Raw genomic sequence first — 22,302 nt, 5'->3', positions numbered from 1 at the left:
CCACGGCCCCCACCACACCCACACCAGCACCCGCGACCGCAGCCCACCCCTGGTCCATGCCGGCATTATCCGTGACCAGCTGCCTCCATCGCCCTTCGTCGACAACGACCAACCCTTGCAGTCACAGACAGCTCTCCGCACACCTGTTGCTGTCCCGCCACGCTGGTGTCACAGCGCCCGCACGCGCACGCGAAGGGCGCAGTCGCCCGGTCTCCCGGCGTCAGTTGACGATCTCGGCGCCGACCGTCTCGATCACACTGGCGAGTTCGTGCCCTCGCACGTGCGGCAAGGCGATCGAGTCGTGCGCCTTCCGCCCCACCGTGGTGCCGGGTGACGACCTGGAAGTACCGCGCTGAGAGAAGATCCATACGGGTGGTGTCGCCGTACTCAAGCAGGCAGCCGCAGCCCGCCGAACTCTCCTGCCGGATCGCACTGTTGCCAGCAGGCCGCGGGTGACGGCCCCGGGTGGCTTGCCCAGTCGGGTGCCTCGGTCACCAGGGTTTCGCCGAAGCGCCGCCCCAGGGCGATCACCGCGTTGCCGTTGCCGGTTCGGGCGGTGTTGTAGTGCTGGAGCGCCTCGTGCCAGGGGCGGTTGCCCGCGGCGCCGAGCGCACGCTCCAGTACGGCCGCGTCTTGCAGTGCTTTGACCGCGCCGGCTGCGACATGCGGGCGGGCGCACGCCGCGGCGTCCCCGATCAGTACGAGGCGTCCCTGGACGTAAGAGGGTGTGAGCAGGTCGCCGATCGGCTGCACAAGGAAGTCCCTCGGTTCGGTGAGGTGCACCAGTTCGGCCCAGAACGGCGGCAGCAGCGCGTCCGCAGTCTCCTCAGCCGCTTCCTGGCACGCGCCGCGTTCGGCGAGTACTTCGCCGGGCGCATGACCGGTCCCGGCCGACTGATTGGCGCTGTAGAGAACCCAGTTGATCTGCGGGCCGTCGCTGCCGGGCGGGCCCGGGACGCGGCAGGCGAACAGGTGGCCTTCGCGGAAGACGACGTAGGCGCACGTGTCGGCCGGCCAGCGACGTGCCCGGGGCATCCGGTCGGCCCGAAGCACGCCGCGCCAGGCCAGGTAGCCCGCGGACAGGAGCTGCGTGCGGGGGAAGGCTGCGGCGCGCACCACGGAGCGGTGTCCGTCGGCGCCGACGACCAGATCGAAGGCGTGGCTGGAGGTCTTGGTGTGCAGCACCGCTTCCCGCTCCTGTGCGTGCACTCCGGTGATGCGGGCGCCGGTGCGGAACGTCACCGTGTCGGGGACCTGTTCGCGAAGCTCCCGCCACAGCCGGCCCCAGTGGTACATGCGGAAGGGGAAGGCGTCGGTGGCGACGGATCGGCCCATCGGGTCAGGGCACGTCGCGTCGCGCACGAACCACGTGCGCCGCGAGAGTTGCAGCCATGGGGTGCTGGTGCCCAGGTAGCCGGCGGTGCGCAGTTCCGTGTGGCGCTTGTTGTGCACTCCGACGCCTACGCCGCGTCGGGCGAGGTCCTCGTGCGCCTGCTCGTAGACCGTGATCCGCTGCGCTCCCGCGCGGTGCAGGGCGAGTGCCGCGGCGCACCCGGCGATGCTGCCGCCGACGACGGCCGCACGGGCGCCGGTGATGCCGGATTCGGTCTGGCTCACCGCACCGCCATTCGGATGGTTTCTCCCGCACTCATGGTGACGCGTACAAAACGGGGCAATTCACGAATCACAGTACCCGCCTTCCCCCGCCCCCTGGAGCTGTCATGCCGTTCATCTCCCCCCGACGTCCCGCCCTGGCCGTAACGGCCCGCGCGGTGCTGCCGATCGGCACCGCGCTGACCTGCCTTCTGGCGGGCGCGGCCACCGCCACCCCCGCGCCGCGGCCGGCCGGCGCCGACGTGGATCTGGCCATCGCGGACGCGCCGGTGCAGCTGTCGCCCGGTCAGCGCGGTGTGCAGCGGCTGACCGTGTCGAACGCGGCGAAGCGTGCCACCACAGGAGTGGCGCTGGTGTCCTACGCGACCCCGCCCTACACGAACGTCGACCGCAAGCGCCCCCTGCCGGGCGGGTGCCGGATCGCGTACCAGAACCAGGACCCGGTCATGCCCGAGATCGTGACCTGCCGGCTGGGCGCAGGACTGGCCAAGGGCAAGGACCGCACGGTAGCGATCCCGGTGGTCGTCACCGACCGGGCCCGGCTCACGGGCACGGTGCGCGGCCGGTCGAGCGTGATGCCGGCGCCCGGCTCCAAGGACGTGGAGGTCGACACCAACAACAACTGGGTCCTTGCACGGCTGAACCTGACCCGCCCCACTCCCCCGCTGCCCAAGGGCAACAAGGTGGGCCTGTGGGTCGCCCAGGCCGATGCGGTGATCGCGAAGGACAACACCGGTGAGCTCGAGCTGAGTTACGGCAACACCGGACCGAACGAGACCAGGCGGGGTGCGGTCGTCGTCGTGACGACCCCGCTCCTGGTGAAGATCGACACCGAAGCCGGGCTGCCGGACGAGTGCACCCTTGCGCTGGACGACCGCACACCGGGCATCCCCCAGGTCGTACGGTGCACGCTGGATGACGTGGACGTGGAGGAGGACGACACGTTCACCCTTCCGCTCGTCGCCCAGCCGGGAGCGCCCAAGGGCATGTCGACCGGCACCACGCTCGTCGCCCCCGGCCACCCCGAGGACGTGGACACCGATCAGGTCGACAACGTCGGTGTGGCGGTGGCCCGTATCCCCGTCCGCACGCCCTGACACAGGACACCGGGGGCGATGACGGGTGCTCGCTGCTCGCACCGAGCGGCGAGCACCCGTCATCGGCGCTCAACCCGACGACCGGCTGCCGACGTGTCCCACGTGCTCGGCCGCCGGATCGACGACGAGGGTGAGGGCGCCGTCCACACCCCTTGCCACCTCGCGCCGGTCCCACGTCGCCTCGACCATGCCGTCGGCCATCGAGGTCCCCGTGTAGAAGCGGTCCTCGCTGTTGGGGGTGCGCCGGTAGGGGTTGCTGCTGTAGGGGGCGACCGGTCGGAGGTCGGCGAGCAGGTCTTCGGGGAAGTAGAGCTGGCCGGTGTGCATGGTGGTGCCATCCGCGTAGGCGCCGTCGAGCAGCACTCCCTGGTGGTGCACCTTGAGGTGCACGTGGACCGCCCGCCCCGTGTACCAGCCCGGCACGATGGTGCGAAAGCGCACCCGCCCGTCCCCGTCCGTCATCTGGAAACCGCGCAGGTAGGTGGTCCGGCTGTCGGGAGGCAGGTGCCGGCCCGACGGGAGTTGCCCCGCCGCGCCGGACGGCGCTTTGTCGCGCGCGTTGATTTCGAGCGTGGTCCGTTCGTAGCCGGAGTACAGACCGAGGGCGTCGCACTGCCACACGTCGACGGCGACGTCGGGCAGGGGTCGTCCGCTGCCCGCCGCGAGCACCTGGATCCGCAGGTCCAACGGCACGCCCCGGCGCCCTTCGGTGATGTCGATCCGGTTGAGGTCGTAATCGAGGTAGTACGGCCCCTCCAGACGGTTTCGCGTCAGGGGAGGCGCGTCGCCGGCAGCAGTCGGTGACTCCTCGGGAGCGGCGGCCGTAGCCTGCGTCGCGCGGATCCCGCTCAACGCGGCGACACTCGCCGCCCCCGCCGTCAGGAAACCTCGCCGTTGCATGCCTTTTGCTGGTGTACGTGTCACTTTCCGCATGCTAGAGCGGCCGACGCCGCGATCCAGAAAGCCCGACAGGACCGGCGAGTTCAACCGCCTCCAGCCCCATACCGTCCCTCCAGCAGCGGCTCATGGCACCCGGCCGACATCAGGGCCCCTGGGCCGGCGGCGCTTCCGGTTCGGAAATCGCTGGTGTAGGGGTTGTTGTTAGTGCGTTCACCTTGGGAATTGGCGGCGGCGCCAAGCTCCTGACCAAGGGAAGCGGCCTTGCGGGGCGGACAGCTTTGGGGTGGACGCTGGTTATTCAGGACTGGGCTATGGCGCTAACAAGCTGATGACGGGCTAGAAGGGATCACCAGATGCTCCCATTCGTTTTAGCGGCAGGTGGGGCCGACTCGGGGAGCGTCGCTCTCAGCGTGTTGCTGGGTGTCGCGTTCTTCGTGGGCTTGGTCGACGTGTAATGAGCAAGCGCAGTGGTGCGCCGACGATGACCAGCAAATCCGCCCAGTCTGCTCAGGCGGTGCCCAGGTACGCCTCCGTCACCCTCTTGTCGGCGGCCAGTTCACCGGCCGGGCCGGTCAGCGCGACGCGGCCGTCCTCGAGCACGTAGGCACGGTCGGCGAAGCGTAGGGCTGCCCTGGTGTTCTGCTCCACCAAGAGCACGCTCGTGCCGTGCTTGGTGTTGATGTCGGCGACGACCTCGAGGACCGCGGTCACCAGCAGGGGTGCGAGTCCCATCGACGGCTCGTCCAGCATCAGAAGCCGAGGGCGGGTCACCAGGGCGCGGCCGATGGCCAGCATCTGCTGCTCGCCCCCGGACAGCGTGCCGCCCTGCTGCTCGCGGCGTTCGGCAAGCCGCGGCAGCAGCGCGTAGACCTCGGCGATACGCCGGGCCACCTCGCGGTTGTCCCGCTGCAGATAGCCACCGAGCTGCAGGTTCTCGTGCACGGTGAGGGTGCTGAAGATGCGCCTGCCCTCCGGTACTTGCACCAGGCCGGCTGCCACGCGCTCTGGCGGCGGTGCGTCGGTCACATCGCGGCCCTCGTAGGTGATCCGGCCCGCGGCCGGGCGGACCAGACCGGACAGGGCGGACAGGACCGTGGTCTTGCCCGCGCCGTTGTTGCCGAGCAGCGCAACGATCTCGCCCTCCCGCACCCGCAGATCGAGCCCGGACAGGGCCCGGACCTCGCCGTAATACACCTCGAGACCGGTCACCTGCAGCAGGGTCGGGCGCTCAGTCACCGCGGATCACCCCCCGGGCGGCGGCGAGTTCCGAGTCGTCGGTGTCGCGCCCCAGGTACGCCTCGATGACGCGGGGGGTGCTGCGCACCTGCGCTGGTGGGCCGTCGGCGATCCTCCTGCCGAAGTCGAGGACGACGACGCGCTGTGAGATCTCCATGACCAGTCCCATGTCGTGTTCGATGAGGGCGAGCGCGGTGCCCTGGGCGCTGATCCGCCGGATGAGGTCGACGAGTTCGGTCCTCTCGCCGTGGTTCAGGCCCGCCGCCGGCTCGTCGAGGAACAGCAGCCGGGGCCGGCGTGCGAGGGCGCGGGCGATTTCCACCCGCCGTTGCTCTCCGTAGGGCAGGTGGCGTACGAGACCGGCCCGGTCGCCCCGCAGCCCGACGAAGTCCAGCCACATGTGGGCTTCGTCGGTGACGCGCTGCTCGGTGCGGTGGTAGCGCGGTGTGTGCAGCAGGACGTCGACCATGCGCTGTCGCAGCCACAGGTGGGTGCCGGCGCGTACGTTGTCGAGGACGGACAACTCGCCGAACAGGCGCGGGTTCTGGAACGTGCGGGACACGCCGAGCTGGGCGATCGCGGCCGGACTGCGGCCGGTCACATCGACTGCGTCGAACCGGACGGTGCCGCTGTCCGGCCGGTAGAACCCGGTCACACAGTTGAACGCCGATGTCTTGCCCGCGCCGTTCGGTCCGATCAGCGAGACGATCTCACCGTGCCCCACCGTGAAGCTCAGGCCGTCGAGGGCGCGGACGCCGCCGAAGGTGAGCCGCAGGTCCTCGACTTCGAGCAGGCTCATGCGGATTCCTCCCGTGCGACGGACGCCGGCGTCCCGGTGGGTCGCGCCGAGCTGCGCGCGGCCGTGCGCGCCGACTCACGCGTACGCTGCGGCCACAGCCCCTGCGGACGCAGCACCATCACCACGATCAGCAGGACACCGAAGACGAAGAACCGGTAGTCCTGCACCTGTCTCAGCAGCTCCGGCGCGAGGCTGATCGCGATGGCGCCGGCCACGACACCCGGGGTCGAGCCCATTCCGCCGAGCACCACGGCCATCAGCACGAGAGCCGACCACAGGAAGGTGAAGCTGGCGGGAGAGACGGCCGAGAGCTGGGCGCCGAAGAGCACACCGGCGAGACCGCCCCAGACCGCGCCGGCGACATAGGCGGCCAGCTTCACCCTGTGCGGACGGATACCCATCGCGGCGGCGGCGTCCTCGTCCTCGCGTACGAACCGCCAAGCCCGGCCAAGCCGGGAGCGTCCCAGGCGCGCGGCGAACAGGACCGCCAACGCGACGACACCGACGGTGATGTAGTAGAACAGCGCCGGATCGGTGGGGCCGTCGCCCCACAGGCCGGGGATGCCGTAGATACCCGAAGGCCCGCCGGTGATCTCGAGGTTGGTGGCCGTGATCCGGATGATCTCGCCGAAGCCGAGCGTGACGATGGCGAGGTAGTCGCTGCGCAGGCGTAGCGTCGGCGCCCCGATGACGAGACCGGCGACCACGGTCACCACCAGGACCGCGGGCACAGTGGCGAGCAGGGGTATATCGAGTTCGATGGCCAGGATGCCGCTGGTGTAGGCGCCGACGGCGAAGAAGGCGGCGTACCCGAGGTCGAGCAGCCCGCAGTAGCCGACCACGATGTTCAGTCCGACGGCCAGCATCACGAAGAGGGCGGCGCCGGTCATCACGTTGAGGGCGTAGGGCGTAGCGATGACGAGCGGAAGGGCCAGGGCGGCGGTCAGTGCCGCCCAGCCGATGTGACGGCTTTCCAGGAGCCGAGCCGCCGGCGTGGGTCGCCGTGCGCCGGACGGTTCGACGGGTGTGGCGCTGTCGGGCCGGGGCGGTGGGGGTGCTCCGTGCGGAGTGCCGGTGTGGTCGCGGCTGTCGGGCGCGGGTGCTCCGTGCGGACCGCGGGGTGGTCGTAAGGGATTACTCATCGGGGCTCCTTCGTGACTACCCCCACCGTTAGGTGAGGAGGAAGCGAAGCTCCTGCGGAGCGGGGCATGGGCGACGCTTCGCCCTCTGGGTGGATCGGCGTGCTGTGACCCGCAGTTTTGATCGGTACTCGAGGGATCGATAGCTTGTGAGCCATGACGGCGCCTCATGTGAAGCGGGCGTTCAAGTACCGCTTCTATCCGACGAATGCGCAGGCAGCCGAGTTGTCGCGCACGTTCGGATGTGTGCGGAAGGTCTACAACCTGGCACTGGATGCCCGCACGGAGGCGTGGACGCGCCAGGAGCGGATCAGCTACAACCAGACCTCGGCAATGCTGACCGTGTGGAAGAAGACCGAGCAACTGGCCTACCTGAACGAGGTCTCGTCGGTGCCGCTTCAGCAGTGCCTGCGGCACTTGCATGCGGCGTTCACCAACTTCTTCGGCAAGCGGGCGAAGTACCCGCGCTTCAAGAGCCGGAAGACATCCAGAAAGTCCGCCGAATACACCACTAGCGGCTTCCGCTTCCGTGACGGTCGGCTGACCCTGGCGAAGATGACGGAGCCACTGTGCATCCGGTGGTCGCGTCCTCTCCCCGAAGGGGCGAAGCCGTCCACAGTGACGGTGTCGCAGGACGCGTCCGGTCGCTGGTTCGTATCCCTGCTGTGCGAGGACACGTCCGTTGTGCCGCTTCCCGCCACCAGCGCGGAGATCGGCATTGACGCAGGCCTGGAGCATTTGGTGACGCTCTCCACCGGAGAGAAGATCGCCAATCCCCGCCATGAGCGCAAGGACCGGGCCCGCCTCGCTCTGGCTCAGCGCCGCCTGGCGAAGAAGGCCAAGGGGGGCGGGACCAACCGGGCCAAGGCCCAGCGCAAGGTCGCCGAGATCCACGCACGCATCGCCGACCGCCGCCGTGACGGCCTGCACAAACTGACCACTCGTCTCGCGCGTGAGAACCAAACGCTCGTGATCGAGGACTTGGCCGTGCGCAATATGGTCAAGAACCACCGTCTCGCCCGCGCCATATCCGATGTCGCGTGGCGGGAACTGCGGAGAATGCTGGAGTACAAGTGTGCCTGGTACGGGCGGAATCTTGTGGTCGTGGACCGCTGGTTCCCCTCCTCCAAACTGTGCTCCGCCTGCGGCACTCTCCAAGGGAAGATGCCACTGCACGTCCGCACCTGGACGTGTGACTGCGGAACGACACACGACCGGGACGTGAACGCAGCGAAGAACCTTCTGGCCGCCGGACGGGCGGTCACAGCCTGCGGAGCTGACGTAAGACCTCAACGGAGCTCTCCGGGCGGGCAGTCGGCGATGAAACAGGAAGTCTCACGGCGCGAGCCGTAAGAACCCCTCCCTTCGGGGATGGGAGGCGTCAAACCCGCTCCTTAACGCGCTCGCCGAGCAGCCCTGTCGGGCGCAGAGTGAGGAAGAGAATCAGGCAGGCGAAGGCGAAGACGTCCCGCCATTCGCCGCCGAGCCAGTCCGTGCCGAACGACTCGAGCAGGCCGAGCAGCAGACCTCCGCGCATCGTGCCGCGCATGTTGCCGATCCCGCCGATGACGGCGGCGGTGAAGGCCTTGAGGCCGATGAGGAAGCCCATCAGGAAGTCGATCTTCCCGTAGTAGGCGCCTGCCATCACCCCGGCTGCGCCCGCGAGGGCCGAGCCGATGAAGAAGGTCCGCGCGATCACCGCGTCGACGTCGATGCCCATGAGGCGGCTCGCGCGCGGATCCAGCGCGACCGCCCGCATCGCGCGGCCCTGCCCGCTGTGTCGCACGAGCCGGTCAAGGCCTGCCATGAGGGCGACTGCGACGGCGACGAGCATCAGCTGGGCCATGCTGATCCTTGCGCCCGCAACCTCCAGGCCTGTACTGCTCAACTGTGCCTGGTAGACCTTGGGGTTGGGGCCCACGGCGATCCGCGTCCCGTATTCGAGGGCGAACGATGCCCCCACTGCTGTGATCAGCAGGGAGAGCCGGGGCGCTGTCCGCAGCGGTCGGTAGGCGACCCGCTCCAGCGCCACCCCGGCGAGGCCCGTCAGCACCATGGCACACACCAGCACCACCAGTAGCGCGAGCACGGTGGAGCTGCCCACCAGCGGGCCGAGTGCGCCGAGCACGGCGAAGCCGGAGAAGGCGCCGAGCATGTAGAGGTCGCCGTGCGCGAAGTTGAGCAGTCTGATGACGCCGTAGACCATGCTGTAGCCGAGCGCGACCAGCGCGTAGAACGACCCCAGGAACAGGCCGTTCCAGACGAGCTGGCTCACTGCAGGTTGTCCTTGAGGACGAACCGGCCGCCGTTGTTGACCAGAATCACGAAGCCGCCGTTGGACAGCGTGTGCTCGGGTGTGAACTTCAACGGCCCCGAGAACAGCTGGAATCCGTCCACCGCCTCCAGCGCCTTCACGATCGCCGCGCCGTCGGTGCTGCCGGCCTGCTCGATGGCCTCGGCGGCGAGCCGGACGGCGTCGTAGGACTGCGTCGAGTACGGGCCCGGGTCCGCCTTGAACTTCTTCTTGTACGCGGCGATCCAGCCCTTCGCCTGCGGCAGGGTGTCCGGGGTCTGGGTCATGGTGGCGTGCACACCTTCGGCGTCGCCGGCGATCTGCGCCAGCTTCGGGTCCACCAGACCGTCGGCGCCCAGGAACTTCCCCGTGTATCCGGCCTGCCTGAGCTGCTTTATCAACAGGCCGCCCTCCTGGTAGTAGCCCGTGAAGAAGACATAGTCGGGCTTGTCCTTGAGGACGCTGGTCACGGCCGGGCCGTAGTCGCTCTCGCCGGGGGTGATCGTGTGCAGACCGCTCGCCTCGGGCCCGCCCGTCTTGTCGAGGCCGGCCTCGGTACGGACCGCGATGTCCTTGGAGTACGAGGTGTTGTCGTGCAGCACCACGACCTTCTCGGCGCCCTCCTTGTCCAGCCATTCCAGCGCCGCCGCGGACTGCTGCCTGCCCGTGCCGTTGATCAGGAACACGTGTTTCAGTTGCTGGTCGACGAGCTCGCTGGAGTTCGCGGCAGGAATGATCATCGGGATCCGGTGCCGGTCGAAGATCGGCAATGTGGGGAGCGTCGCTCCCGAGCAGTAGCCGCCCACGGACACCTTGACCCCGGCGGAAACCAGCTTGTTGGCGGCGGCCGTCGCGGTCTTCGGATCGCACGCCTCGTCCTCGACCTGCAGTTTCAGCTTGCGCCCGAGGACTCCGCCCTTGGCGTTGATCTCGTCCACGGCCAACTGCGCCGCGTTCGACATGTACGGTCCCACCTCAGCCGTACTGCCGGATTGAGGGACGGCCATGCCGAGCAGGATGGGCCCGCCGTCCTCCTTCTTTACGTCGTCTGCAAGGAGGCCTGCGTTGCAGCTGGATGACGTGAGGACGCAGGCCACGGCCAGTGCGCTGAGGCACAGAAATCGGCGGGGGGTTCGGTGGTGGCTCATGGGAATCGCTTCCTGTCAGGGCGGCCATCTGCTGCGCTGACAGGCGCGGGGATGAACCACAGGCAACAGGTTCATGACACACCCCTGCCCCTGTCCCCCGCTCGATCCTTGAGCGGGCGCCTACCGGATCTGTGGGCTTCTTGTAGGCGCCCGCGCACCCCTGGGCACAGGCACGCGTCAATCACGCAGCTTCTGGTTGACCACCGCGAAGACCTCAGCCACGGGTGCGGGCATGTGCATCTCGTGGTGGACGGCGCGTACGTCGTGCACCTCGAACTTTCCCTGGACGTACGGCTTCCACAGGTGGGCGTATGACTCGTTCTGCTGTGTCGCGTTGAAGAAGACGACGTCGCCCCGGTAGACCGGCGATTCGAACGCCATCATGCAGGTCATGTTGTTGGCCAGGACCTTGGACATGACGTCCAGGAAGTGCTCCTGGTTGTCGGTGCCGATGTACTGGCCGAAGTAGTGCTCGAGTTCGCCTCGGTAGTCCGCCTGGGTCTTGCCGGTGTGGATCTCGGTGAATCCGTGTCCGCCGGGCTGGGAGTCGAGGATGGCCACGAGGTGGATCTCGTGGCCGCGCCGGTCGAGTTCGTGGGCGACGGCCTGGACGACGGTGCCGCCGTAGGACCAGCCGATCAGGTCGAACGGCCCGTCCGGCTGGATCTTCAGGATCTGGTCGGCGTAGTCCTCGATCATTTCCTGTACGGAGCCGGCCAGCGGGTCGGTGCCGTTGGAGCCACGGGACTGCAGGGCGTACGCCGGGCGGTCCTTGACGTGGTGGACGAAGCTGAAGTAGGCCCAGCCGAGGCCGCCGCCGCCGTGGAAGAACCACAGGGGGCGGGTGCCGGTACCGGGGTCGCTGTTCAGTGGCAGCACGATCGAGAACGGGTCGGCCAGCTCTTCCGGGATGGTGCCGGTGAGCAGCAGGGCGGCCAGCTCGGCCACGGTGGGGAACTTGATGATGGTCCGCAGCGGCATCTCGATGCCGAACTGGGTGCGGATGCGCCGGCTGAGCCGGGTGGCCAGCAAGGAGTGCCCGCCGAGGGAGAAGAAGCTGTCGTCGATGCCGACCTCGTCACGGTCGAGCAACTCGGCGAACAGGGCGCACAGTTGTTCCTCGTGGGCATTGCGCGGCGCCCCGGTGGCGCCGGCACCCGCCGCTTCGGTGGGCAGCGCCTTGCGGTCGAGTTTCCCGTTGGGGTTCAGCGGGAGGTTCGACAGGGCCAGCAGCGTCGGCGGCACCATGTATTCGGGCAGGCGTGCGCGCAGGTACGGGACGAGTGCACGCAGCAGCAGACGCGTCGGTTCGTCGTCGAGGACGACGGGTACGCCGGTGTCGCCGTGCGCACCGGACTGTCCCGCGTGGGCCGTGCGCGCCGGGACGACGTAGCCGATCAGGCGTTTGTCACCGTCCTGGACGTCCCGGACCTCGCGCACGACGACCGCGGCCTGCGCGACCTCCGGGTGGCTGTCCAGAGCGTGCTCGATCTCGCCGAGTTCGATACGGAAGCCGCGCACCTTGACCTGGAAGTCCGTGCGCGCGAGGTACTCCAGGCGCCCGTCCCTGTCCCATCGCACCAGGTCGCCGGTGCGGTACATGCGGCTGCCGGCCGGTCCGAAGGGGCAGGCCACGAAGCGTTCCGCGGTGAGGTCGGGGCGGCCCTGGTATCCGCGGGCCACGCCGTCGCCGGCGATGTACAGCTCGCCCTGCACACCGCGCGGGACGGGACGCAGCGTCGAATCGAGCACGTACACCTGGGTGTTGCCGATGGGCACACCGATGGCCGGTGCGGCGCCCGGCTCGACGGGTGCCATGGTCGACCAGGTCGTCGTCTCGGTGGGGCCGTACCAGTTGCCCACTTCCGCGGCCTGGTCGGCCAGGGTCGAGGCGAGGCGGACCGGCACGGCCTCCGCTCCGACGATGATGCGCAGCCCGCGCGCGGCGTTCGGGTCGTGGATCAGCAGCATCTGCCAGAACGCGGGCGCGGCCTGTACGGCGGTGATCCGGTGGTGGCGGACGGCGGCCAGGACGGCGGCCGGGTCGGTGACCGTCTCCTTGGCCACCATGACCATGGTCGCGCCGCAGACGAACGGCAGGAACAGCTCGGTGTTGGCCATGTCGAACGCCACCGTGGTGCTGAACAGCATCCGTTCGCCAGTTGCCAGCGGGAAGCGGCGCTGCACGGAGGCGATGAAGTTGTCGAGCGCTCCGCGCGGGACGGCCACGCCCTTCGGTGTGCCCGTCGAGCCCGAGGTGTAGATCACGTACTGCGTGTTCTGCGGCCCCGCGGTGCCGGCCGGGGGCGTGTGCTCGCAGGCCTTCCAGTCCGCGTCGGCCAGGGTGGTCGCGTCGAGCACCAGGGTCGGTTTCGCCTGTTCGAGGACGAAGCCGATACGGGACTCGGGGTGGTCCGGGTCGAGCGGGACATACGCTCCGCCGGACTTGAGTACGGCCAGGAGCGCCACGATCAGGTCGGCGGTGCGGGGCAGACAGACCGCGACGAGGGACTCGGCGCGCACCCCTTGGCCGATCAGCCAGTGCGCCAGCTGGTTGGAGCGGGTGTCGAGTTCCCGGTAGGTGAGCGTGGACTCCGGCGCGATGACGGCGACGGCGTCGGGCCGCTGGTCCGCCTGGCGCCGCAGCGCGGCCACGAAACCGCCGTCCAGGGTGGGTTCGGCGGTGTCGTTGACGTCGCCGAGTACGCGCTCGCTCTCCCCCGGGATCAGCAGGTCGAGGTCGCCGACGCGCAGGTCGGGGGTGGCGGCCAGCTGTTCGAGGATGCGCGCGAGACGGGCGGCCATGGCCTCGATGGTGTCGCGGTCGAACAGCCCGGTCGCGTACTGGATGTCGCCGTGCAGTGTGCCGGAGTTGTCCAGGGCCATGCTGAAGAACAGGTCGACCTGCGTGGTGTTGGTGAGGGCCTGCTGGAACTCCGCCTGGAGGCCGGGCAGATGAAGCTCGGGCTTCTCGTAGCTCTGCCAGCCGCACATGACCTGGAAGAGCGGACGGTAGAAGGCGGAGCGCTCCGGGTTGAGCTGCTCCACGAGCAGCTCGAAGGGCAGGTCCTGGTGGTCGAAGGCGGCGAGGGCCTTCCTGCGGACCTGCGCGAGTACGTCGGTGAACATGGGGTTGCCGCTCAGGTCCACGCGCAGGACCAGGTTGTTGACGAAGCAGCCGATCAGATCGTTCAGCGCCTCGTCGCCGCGTCCGGCGATCGGGGTGCCGAGGGGCACGTCCTCGCCGCCGCCGAGTCTGCCGAGGAGCACCGCCACGGCCGCCTGGACGAGCATCCCCATGCTCGTGTTGCGTGCGGCGGCCACCTGCTGGAGCTCGGCGGCCGTCCGCGCGCTCACGGTGAAGGCGACCGTGTCGCCGTCGGTGCGCGCCTCCGCGGTCCGCGGCCGGTCCAGCGGCAGGCCCAGGGGCTGCGGTACGCCGTCCAGCTCGGCCTGCCAGTAGGCGAGTTGTTCCGCGGCGATACTGTGCGGGTCCTCGACATCACCGAGCACCTCGCGCTGCCACAGGGTGTACTCCTTGTACTGCACGGGCAACGGCTGCCAGTCGGGGGCCCGGCCCTCGCGGCGTGCGGCGTAGGCCGCGGCGAGGTCGCGCGCCAGCGGAGCGCCGGAGCTGCCGTCGGTGGCGATGTGGTGCACGACCAGGACCAGGACGTGCTCCTGGGGTGCCAGGCGCAGCAGGGTGGCCCGCAGCGGGATCTCGGCCGCCAGGTCGAAGCGGTGCGAGACGGCCGTCGCGATCGCCTCGGCCTCGCCCTCGGGCGTCACCTCGCTCACCGCCACCGGTACGAGGTCCGAAGTCATCGGCAGGATCTGCCCGTAGGGCATGCCGGACGGGTCCGACGGATACGTGGTCCGCAGGATCTCGTGCCGGTCGACCACGTCACGTATCGCCGCGACGAGGGCGTTCTCGTCCAGGGGGCCGGTCAGCCGGAAAGCCGCTGACATGTTCCAGTTTTCCGCACCCTCCAGGTGGTGCAGAAACCAGGTGCGGCGTTGCACGAACGACAGCGGGGTCATGGCTTACTCCTTGGCGAACATCTGAAGCAGGCTGGGGCGACGGCGTGGAGCGGACTGCTCCGACCACGCGGCGAGCGCGGCGACCGTCGGAAGATCGAAGATCTTGCTGACGGGGATCTCCGTGCCCGTCTCGGCGAGCGCGCGGTGGCTGAGCCGCACGGCGAGCAGGGAGTGGCCGCCGAGTGCGAAGAAGCCGTCGTCGATACCGACCTTCTCCACGCCGAGCACCTCGGCGAACAGCGCGGCGAAAGTCTCTTCGCGGGGTGTGCGCGGCGCCCGGTAGGCGGCGTCGGTGTACTCCGGCTCGGGCAGCGCGGCCTGGTCCAGCTTGCCGTTCGGGGTGAGCGGCAGCCGGTCGAGGGTCGTGAAGGCGGACGGCACCATGTAGTCCGGCAGCCGTTGTGCCGTGAACTCGTGCAGTTCGCGCGTGTCCAAGTTGCCGTGCGGTACGACGTAGGCGAGCAGCTGCTTGCCGGTGGTGCGGCCGCGGCCGGGGCGGGTGATGACGGCGGCCTGGGCGACGTGCGGGTGCGCGGTCAGGGCCGCCTCGACCTCGCCGGGTTCGACGCGAAAGCCACGGATCTTGATCTGTGTGTCGGTGCGGCCCAGGTATTCCAGCCGGCCGTCATCCTGCCGGCGGGCGAGGTCGCCGGTGCGGTACATGCGGGCGCCGGGCGGTCCGTAGGGGTCGGGGACGAAGCGCTCGGCGGTCAGTGCGCCGCGGCGGTAGTAGCCGCGGGCGACGTGGCCGCCGACGTACAGCTCCCCTGTCACTCCTGGTGGGACCAGGGCGAGGTCGGGTCCCAGGAGGTAGGTCCGCATGCCGCCGAGCGCGGTGCCGATCGGCACGTTGCCGGGCAGGGGGGCCGCGTCGGCGGGGAGGGCGCAGGTGGTGGCGTAGAACGATTCGCTCTGGCCGTAGGCGTTGAGGATCCGCACATCGGGGAAGGCCTGGCGGGTCCGCTGGACGAGTGCGGGAGGCAGTGCCTCTCCGGCGAAGACGACCGTGTCCACGTGGGTGCGGTCGCGGATGGCGTCGATCAGTTCGTCGAAGGCGGACGGGACGGTGGAGATCACGCTGCCGTTCCAGCCGTCCTTTTTCTCGCCCAGGACGAGGACGTCGCGGACCATGTCGATGAGTCCGCCGGCAGCGAGGGTGGTGAAGATCTCGAACACGGAGACGTCGAAGTTGACCGAGGTGCCGGCGAGCATCCGCCGGCCGGGCGCCATGCCGACGCGTTCGGCGAGCCGCAGTACGCCGTTGACGACGGTGGCATGGGTGATGGCGACGCCCTTGGGCTTGCCGGTGGAGCCGGAGGTGTACATCACGTACGCCAACTGCTGCGCGTGGACAGGCGGATGAGGTTGCCCCTCGTCGCCGGTCAGGTCCTGCGCGTCCAGGTGGAAGTCCGGTGCGGCGTGCCGTGGCAGCACTGAGGCCGTGGCCGAGTCGGTCAGGACGAGGTGGGGTCGCGCCTCGTCGAGGATGGCCTCCAGGCGGTGGCTGGGGTACTTCGGGTCGATCGGCAGATACGCCGCGCCTGCCTTGAGCACCGCGAGGAGCGCGATCACCAGGTCCGCCGACCGGGGCAGGGAGACGGCGACCAACGACTCCGCTCCCACTCCCTGGCCGGCAAGTGCGTGCGCCAAGGCGCTTGCGCGGGTGTTCAGTTCGGCGTACGTGAGCGAGGTGTCGCCGGCGACCACGGCGGTGGCATCCGGGGTGCGCGCGGCCGTGGCCTCGACGAGGGCGTGGACCGTGGTGCCTGCTGTCGCTGCGGCTGTGTCGTCGAACTCGGAGAGCAGCTGGGCACGTTCGGCCGGTTCCAGTACGTCGAGTTGTGCGGCTGTCACCTCCGCCGGGCCCGCGAGGTGTCGCAGGACGCGCGCGAGGCGGTCCGCGAGGATCTGGGCGGTTTGCGGATCGAAGACTTCGGGGGCGTACTGGAGGATCAGCTTCAAGTGCGGTTCGACGGCCGCCATCAGGGCCAGCGGATAGTTGGTGCCCGTGGACGCACGCAGCCCCGTGAAGGTGATGCCGTCGCCGGCGGCGCCGAGGCCCTCCTCGTCGACCGGATAGGACTCGAAGACGACCAGCGTGTCGAACAGCGAAGGCAGCCCCACCGCCTGCTGGATCTGCGAAAGCCCTTGGTGGTGATGGTCGAGCAGCGCCGCCTGCCGCTTCTGCAGCCGGCCGAGGATCTCGCGGAGAGTGTCGCCGGGCGCATAGCTGACCCGTACGGGCAGGGTGTTGATGAACATCCCGACCATCGACTCGACGTCCGCGACGGCGGGCGGGCGACCGGAGACAGTCGCGCCGAACACCACGTCCCGGCGGCCGGTGAGCCGCCCGAGCAGGAGTCCCCAGGCGCCTTGGACGAGCGTGTTGACGGTGATGCCCAACTCCGCCGCAACGGCAACCAGTTCGCGCGCGTCGCCGGGTGCGAGCGGCACGTCCAGCTGACCGGCGCTCTGCCTGCCTTCCGCGCTGCCCGGGGCGATCAGGGTCGGCTCCTCGACCCCTTCGAGCTCCTGCGCCCAAGCCCGCGCGGTCTCGCTCTCGTCCTGCCGGGCGCGCCAGGCCAGGAACTCGCCGAAGTCACGAGGGGCGGGCAGACCGGTGGGATCGCCGTCGGACGTGTAGAGGAGCAGCAGGTCCTGCATGAGCAGCGGCGTGGACCAGCCGTCGATCAGTACATGATGAGCGGTCAGGACGAGATGGGCGCGGCCGGGTTCGAGGCGGATCAGCGCCATGCGGATCAGCGGCGGCCGTTCGGTGTCGAAGTATGTCTTCTGGTCGTCCTTCAGGAAGCTTTCGAACCGGGCTGTGCGTTCCGGCTCGTCGAGCTGTGTCAGGTCGAGGTACTGCCAGGGCAGGGTCACCGAGTCCGGGATCACCTGGACGACATCGCCGTCGGTGCGGCCGGCGAAGGCCGCGCGCAGGACGGTGTGCCGTTCCAGAAGTGCCTGTGCGGCACGGCCCATCCGGTCGGGGTCGATGTCGCCGGACATCTCGAACGCCAGCTGGACGTGGTACGCGTCGAAGTCCGCACCGGCGAACTTCGTGTGGAACAGCATCCCGGCCTGGACCGGGGTAGTCGGCCAGATCTCGGCGAGTGTGCCGTGGCGTTCCTCCCAGCTGTCGATCTCGGCTTGGGTGACGGTGACGAGCGGGGCGTCGCTCGGGGTGAGGCCGCCGGCGTCGGGGCCGGTGGCGTGGCGGGCGAGGGCGGTGAGCGCCTGGACCCACAAGTCGGCGAGTTCGGTGACCTCTTGACGGGTCAGGACGCCGGTGGGGAATCCGAAGTAGGCGGTCAGTTCCTCCCCTTGACCGGTGTCGGTGGCGACTGCGTTGATCTCCAGCGCGGACAGGGCCGGCATGTCGGCGTCGGCTGCGGCGATCAGGTCCTGGTGGGTGGTGTCCGGCGCCCAGCCCAGGCCGCGCAGCTCCTCGGGGATGTCGGCGGCTGAGGCCTTGCCCAGATAGTTGAAGCCGATCTGCGGGGAGGTCAGGCCGGCCAGCTGCCGGCCCGTCGATTCGTTGAGATGGCGCAGCAGGCCGTAGCCGAGACCGTTGTCGGGGACAGCTCGCAGCTGTTCCTTGACCGTCTTCAGCGCTTTGCCTGCGGCCGCACCGCTGGCAAAGGCGTCGGTGAGGTCGATGCCGGTGACGTCCAGGCGCACCGGGTACATGGCGGTGAACCAACCGATGGTGGAGGACAGATCCGCGCCGGGGATCCAGTGTTCTTCTCGGCCGTGGCCTTCCAGACGAACCAGGGCGGAGGCGCTGACGGTGCCGCGGTCGGCGCGCCAACGGGCGAGCGCGAGGGCCAGGCCGGCGAGCAGGCCGTCGTCGACGCCGCCTCGGAAGACGGCGGGGACCTTGTTCAGGAGCGGGCCGGTGACCTCTGCGGGGATCTGGATACGGACCGTGTCCACGGTCGCGGTGACGTCTCGGGCGGGGTCCAACTCCCGTGTGCCCAGCACAGGTTCATCGCCTGCGAGGATTTCCTGCCACACCGGGAGCTCGGCCACGCGCTGTTCGGTGGCTGCTTGTTCGGCCAGCGCGTGCAGCCAGCGGCGCAGTGACGTGCCGGTAAGGGCTGGCTCGTCTGCCTCGGTGCCGCGTACGGCCTGCTTCCACGCGTCGACCAGGTCCGGCAGCAGGACGCGCCAGGAGACACCGTCGACGACCAGATGGTGCAGCACGATCAACAGCCTGTCCGGCTGATCATCTCCGGCACTGATGAAGCGTACGAACTGGGCCATCACCCCCGCGTCGGGGTCGAGCCGGTCGGCGGCCGCGTCCAGTTCCCGCTGCACCTCGTCGGCCGCGTACGGGACGTCGCGAAGCAGTCCGTCGGCCTTGACCGTGCCTCGCGGCTGCATACGCAGGCCTGGGTTGACCCGGTCCAGGGTGGCGCGCAGCCCGTCGTGACGGTCCAGGACGCTCTGCAGGGTGGCGGTGAGGGTGGGCCGGTCGATGTCTGCGGGCAGGGTGAGCAGGGCGGACATGCAGAACCGGCCGATACCGCCGCCGAGTTGAAGAACGTGCGCGGCCGTCGGCGGCAGCGGCGCCCAGCCCGTTCCGCCACCGGGCAGCTCGGCGAGGGCCACCCGTTCCTCGTCGGCCCGTTCAGCCACCAACTCCGCCAAGCGCAGCACGGTGCGCTGCTCGAAGATCTCGCGGGTGGTGACGGTGACGCCGCGGGACTTGGCGCGGGCCACCACCTGGATGGAGCGGATGCTGTCGCCGCCGCTGGTGAAGAAGTCGTCGTCGATGCCTATCTCGCCGGCGCCGAGCACGTCCGCGTAGACCTCGCTGAGGATCCGCTCGGTGTCGTTGCGCGGGGCGCGGTACTCGCCCGCGGTGAACTCCGGCTCGGGCAGGGCGGACCGGTCCACCTTGCCGTTCGGTGAGAGCGGCAGCCGGTCCAGGGTGATCAGCTGGGCGGGCACCATGTAGTCCGGCACACGCTTCGCCACGAACCGCCGCAGGTCCGAGACGGGAACCTGGACGGCGGCGTCCGCCAAGACTGCGTAGCCCACCAGGCAGTTGCGGCCGGAGGGATCCGTCCTCACTGTCACCACCGACTGCCGGATCGCCGGGTGCTGGGCGAGTACGGCCTCGATCTCGGTCGGCTCGATCCGGATGCCGTTGACCTTGACCTGGTTGTCGGCGCGGCCTTCGTAGACGAGCTGTCCGTCGGTGTTCCAGCGGGCCAGGTCGCCGGTGCGGTACATCCGCGCTCCCGGCTCACCGTAGGGACAGGCCACGAACCGTTCCGCCGTCGCCGCGCTGTTGCCGTAGTAGCCGCGGGCCACCAGACCGCCCACGTACAGCTCGCCGACCACGCCCGGCGGCAGCGGCGCCAGCTCCGGGCCGAGGACATAAGCCCGCATGTTCGCCAGCGGTGACCCCACTGGTACTGCTGTGCTGCCGGTCCACTCCCCCGGGGCGGTGAAGGTGGAGGCGTAGAAGCTTTCGGTCTGCCCGTACGCGTTCATGACGCGAGTGCCGGGCAGTTCCTTGTGCACCCGCCGGACCAGGTCCGACGACAGTGCCTCGCCGGCGAAGACCACTGTGTCGACGTCGAGTTGGCTGCCTTGACCTGCAAGCTGGTCCAGGAGTGCGGTGAACACCGCCGGAACGGCACTGATCGTGGTGCCCGACCAGCTTGCGCGTTCGGCGAGCTCGAGGACGTCACGCACGATCTCGACGCTCGCGCCCGAGGTCAGGGCGGTGAAGATTTCGAACACGGACACGTCGAAGTTCACCGACGTCGCTGCCAGCATCTTCGATCCCGCCTGGACACCGGTGCGGGTGGCCAGGTCCTTGATGCCGTTCACGATGCCGGCGTGGGTGAGGGCGACGCCCTTGGGCGTCCCGGTCGATCCGGACGTGAACATCACGTAGGCCAGATGGTCCGGTCGGGCAGGACTTCCGGAGACCTCGGCGGGCGGGCCGTCGAGGACTGCGTCGCTCAGGTGCAGGACGGGCGCCTGGTACTGCGGCAGGGCCGCCTGTGTCGCGTCATCGGTGAGCAGGAGTGCGGGGCGCGCCGTGTTCAGGAGCAACTCCAGGCGCTCAGCAGGGTGGCCGGGGTCGACGGACAGATAGGCGCCGCCCGCCTTGAGCACGCCGAGCACGGCGACTGGGAGATCCGCTGTGCGGGGCAGGGCCACCGCGACGAGGGTGTCCGGGCCGACCCCGTGCTCGCGCAACACCGCCGCGAGACGACCGGCGCGGGCCTCCAACTCCCCATATGACAGCACGGTCTGCCCGCAGATGACGGCTGTCGCCTCGGGGGTGCGGGCCGCCTGCGCCGACACCAGCTCGGGCACAGTCGCCGCCTCCAACGGCACGGCCGTGTTGTTGAGCAGCGCGAGCCGGTTTCGCTCGTCATCGCTGAGTACATCTACGCCGCCGATCCGCTTGCCCGGATCGGCGACCACCTGGCTCAGTACACGGACGAACCGGTCCACCAGCGCCTCGGCCGTGGAGTGGTCGAACAGCTCCGTCGCGTATTCGAGGCGCCCGTACGCACAACCCGACGCGTCCGGAACGATGTTGAAGAACAGATCGAACTTCGCCGTATCGGTGCCCAACGGCAGCGGCGTGACCGTGAGACCTGGCAGTTCGATCGGCGACCAGCCGAACTGCCACGCCAACATCACCTGGAACAACGGGTTGTACGCCGTCGTCCGATCCGGACTCAGCAGCTCCACCAGGTGCTCGAAGGGCACGTCCTGGTTGTCGTACGCGCCCAGTGCCCGCTCGCGTACCTGGTCCAGGAGCTCGTCGAACGTCGGGTTCTTCGACAGATCGACGCGCAGGACCCACGTATTGGCGAAGAAGCCGACAAGCTCCTCCAACTGCTCATCCGCACGACCCTCGATCGGACTGCCGATCGCCAGATCGTTGCCGGCCCCCAGGTGGTGCAGCAGCACCGCGAGCACGCCCTGCGCGACCATCGGCGCCGTCGCGCCGTGACCGGTGGCGAGCTTGCCGATACCGGCGACGAGTTCCGGTGCGAGATCCAAGTCGACATACCCGCCACGGCGGCTGGACGAGGTGGGGCGCGGCCGGTCCAGCGGCAACTGCACCGGCTGCGGAACCTCGGCCAACTCTTCACGCCAATACGCCAGTTGTTCGGCGGCCACACTGTCCGGGTCGTCCTCGTCACCGAGCATGTCGCGCTGCCACACCGAATAGTCCTTGTACTGCACCGCCAACGGCACGTAATCAGGGATGTCACCCTGACGGCGCGCCTCGTATGCCGTGATCAGATCGGTGAGGAACGGTGCCATCGACGCACCGTCGGCCGCCGTGTGATGGAACACGAACACCACCACGTGCTCCCGCGAGGAGAGCCGGAGCACCGTGGTCCGGATCGGCAGGTCCTTGTCGAGTTCGAACGCCCACGCTGCGGACTCACTGGCCGACGCGTTGACAGCGTCCGGCTCAATGTCCACCACACTGAAGGGGATGTCCGCCTCGGCTGCCGGCACCACTCGCTGCTCAGGCGTTCCGTCCTGACTCTCCACCAACAGCGTGCGCAGGCTCTCGTGCCGGGTGACGACGTCCCTCACCGCCGCGGCCAGCGCCCCGGTGTCCAGCGGCCCTTCGAGACGCAGCGCGAACGGAATGTTGTACGTCGCCGACGGCCCCTCCAAGCGGTCCAGGAACCACAGGCGCCGCTGAGCGAAGGACAACGGGATCGCCCCGGCCCTCCCGTCCCGGGCAGCCGCCTCGGTCGTGGCGCCCGACGCGACTGGGTCCTGATCCCGCACTGGTACCGCGCTCTCGAAATCCGATCCCGTCACAGCGCTCGCTCCCCGGTGAGTGTCTTGGGCGTTCGACCGGCCCGCCCTTCGGGCGAGGCCGATGCACACCGTCCTCGCGCGTCTCGAGGCGGCTTTGGAGGGACGCGGGCCGGGCGTGGGGACCGCGGCACCTTCGCAGACCGACGCCTGTCCGGTCGGCAGGACGCCCGGCGTCGGTGGCGGAACCGTAGGGCCGGCGTTTCGGCCA

At 69.4% G+C, this 22,302-nt stretch carries 11 protein-coding genes; 2 read left to right on the top strand and 9 right to left on the bottom strand.

Translation table 11 applies throughout. From position 1 onward, the window contains the following. Positions 1-387: 387 nt before the first annotated feature. Positions 388-1,617 carry an FAD-dependent monooxygenase gene (locus G6045_RS02295; protein ID WP_328707627.1) on the bottom strand — a complete coding sequence of 410 codons (1,230 nt, stop codon included), beginning with the start codon at positions 1,615-1,617 and terminating at the stop codon, positions 388-390. 104 nt (positions 1,618-1,721) lie between these two features. Here G6045_RS02295 and G6045_RS02290 point away from each other — a divergent pair, with 104 nt between their 5' ends. Beyond that, positions 1,722-2,711, top strand: a complete 990-nt coding sequence (locus G6045_RS02290) for a hypothetical protein (RefSeq protein ID WP_165330030.1) — start codon at positions 1,722-1,724, stop codon at positions 2,709-2,711. 69 nt (positions 2,712-2,780) lie between these two features. On the opposite strand, the gene G6045_RS02285 is transcribed toward G6045_RS02290, so the two are convergent. The 4 genes from G6045_RS02285 to G6045_RS02270 form a co-directional block, all read right to left on the bottom strand. Continuing rightward, positions 2,781-3,611 (bottom strand): peptidase associated/transthyretin-like domain-containing protein, encoded by an 831-nt coding sequence (locus G6045_RS02285; protein ID WP_165330029.1) that lies wholly within the window; start codon positions 3,609-3,611, stop codon positions 2,781-2,783. A 507-nt stretch (positions 3,612-4,118) separates the two neighbouring features. Continuing rightward, complete coding sequence (locus G6045_RS02280; protein WP_456243465.1) at positions 4,119-4,847, bottom strand: ABC transporter ATP-binding protein; 729 nt, start codon at positions 4,845-4,847, stop codon at positions 4,119-4,121. Then, positions 4,840-5,646: an ABC transporter ATP-binding protein gene (locus G6045_RS02275; protein WP_165330028.1), complete on the bottom strand. Its 807-nt coding sequence runs from the start codon at positions 5,644-5,646 to the stop codon at positions 4,840-4,842. Before G6045_RS02275 ends, G6045_RS02280 begins: the two co-directional genes overlap by 8 nt. Continuing rightward, positions 5,643-6,788 (bottom strand): branched-chain amino acid ABC transporter permease, encoded by a 1,146-nt coding sequence (locus G6045_RS02270; RefSeq protein WP_165330027.1) that lies wholly within the window; start codon positions 6,786-6,788, stop codon positions 5,643-5,645. Before G6045_RS02270 ends, G6045_RS02275 begins: the two co-directional genes overlap by 4 nt. A 153-nt stretch (positions 6,789-6,941) precedes the next feature. Here G6045_RS02270 and G6045_RS02265 point away from each other — a divergent pair, with 153 nt between their 5' ends. Next, the gene (locus tag G6045_RS02265; protein ID WP_165330026.1) at positions 6,942-8,138 is read left to right on the top strand and encodes an RNA-guided endonuclease InsQ/TnpB family protein; all 1,197 of its coding nucleotides are present in this window, start codon (positions 6,942-6,944) and stop codon (positions 8,136-8,138) included. A gap of 28 nt (positions 8,139-8,166) precedes the next feature. On the opposite strand, the gene G6045_RS02260 is transcribed toward G6045_RS02265, so the two are convergent. From G6045_RS02260 to G6045_RS02245, 4 genes are all read right to left on the bottom strand, one after another. After that, positions 8,167-9,060 (bottom strand): branched-chain amino acid ABC transporter permease, encoded by an 894-nt coding sequence (locus tag G6045_RS02260; protein ID WP_165330025.1) that lies wholly within the window; start codon positions 9,058-9,060, stop codon positions 8,167-8,169. Further along, positions 9,057-10,085, bottom strand: coding sequence for a branched-chain amino acid ABC transporter substrate-binding protein (locus G6045_RS02255; protein WP_235967437.1), 1,029 nt, complete (start codon positions 10,083-10,085; stop codon positions 9,057-9,059). Before G6045_RS02255 ends, G6045_RS02260 begins: the two co-directional genes overlap by 4 nt. Before the next feature lie 318 nt (positions 10,086-10,403). Continuing rightward, the gene (locus G6045_RS02250; RefSeq protein ID WP_165330023.1) at positions 10,404-14,267 is read right to left on the bottom strand and encodes a non-ribosomal peptide synthetase; all 3,864 of its coding nucleotides are present in this window, start codon (positions 14,265-14,267) and stop codon (positions 10,404-10,406) included. Positions 14,268-14,270: 3 nt separating this feature from the next. Then, positions 14,271-21,983, bottom strand: a complete 7,713-nt coding sequence (locus tag G6045_RS02245; protein ID WP_206343175.1) for a non-ribosomal peptide synthetase — start codon at positions 21,981-21,983, stop codon at positions 14,271-14,273. Positions 21,984-22,302 lie beyond the last annotated feature (319 nt).

Origin of the sequence: Streptomyces mesophilus (assembly GCF_011044995.1) — a bacterium.
In the GTDB taxonomy this organism is placed as follows: domain Bacteria; phylum Actinomycetota; class Actinomycetes; order Streptomycetales; family Streptomycetaceae; genus Streptomyces; species Streptomyces mesophilus.
This window is presented reverse-complemented; position numbering and strand designations above follow the sequence as displayed.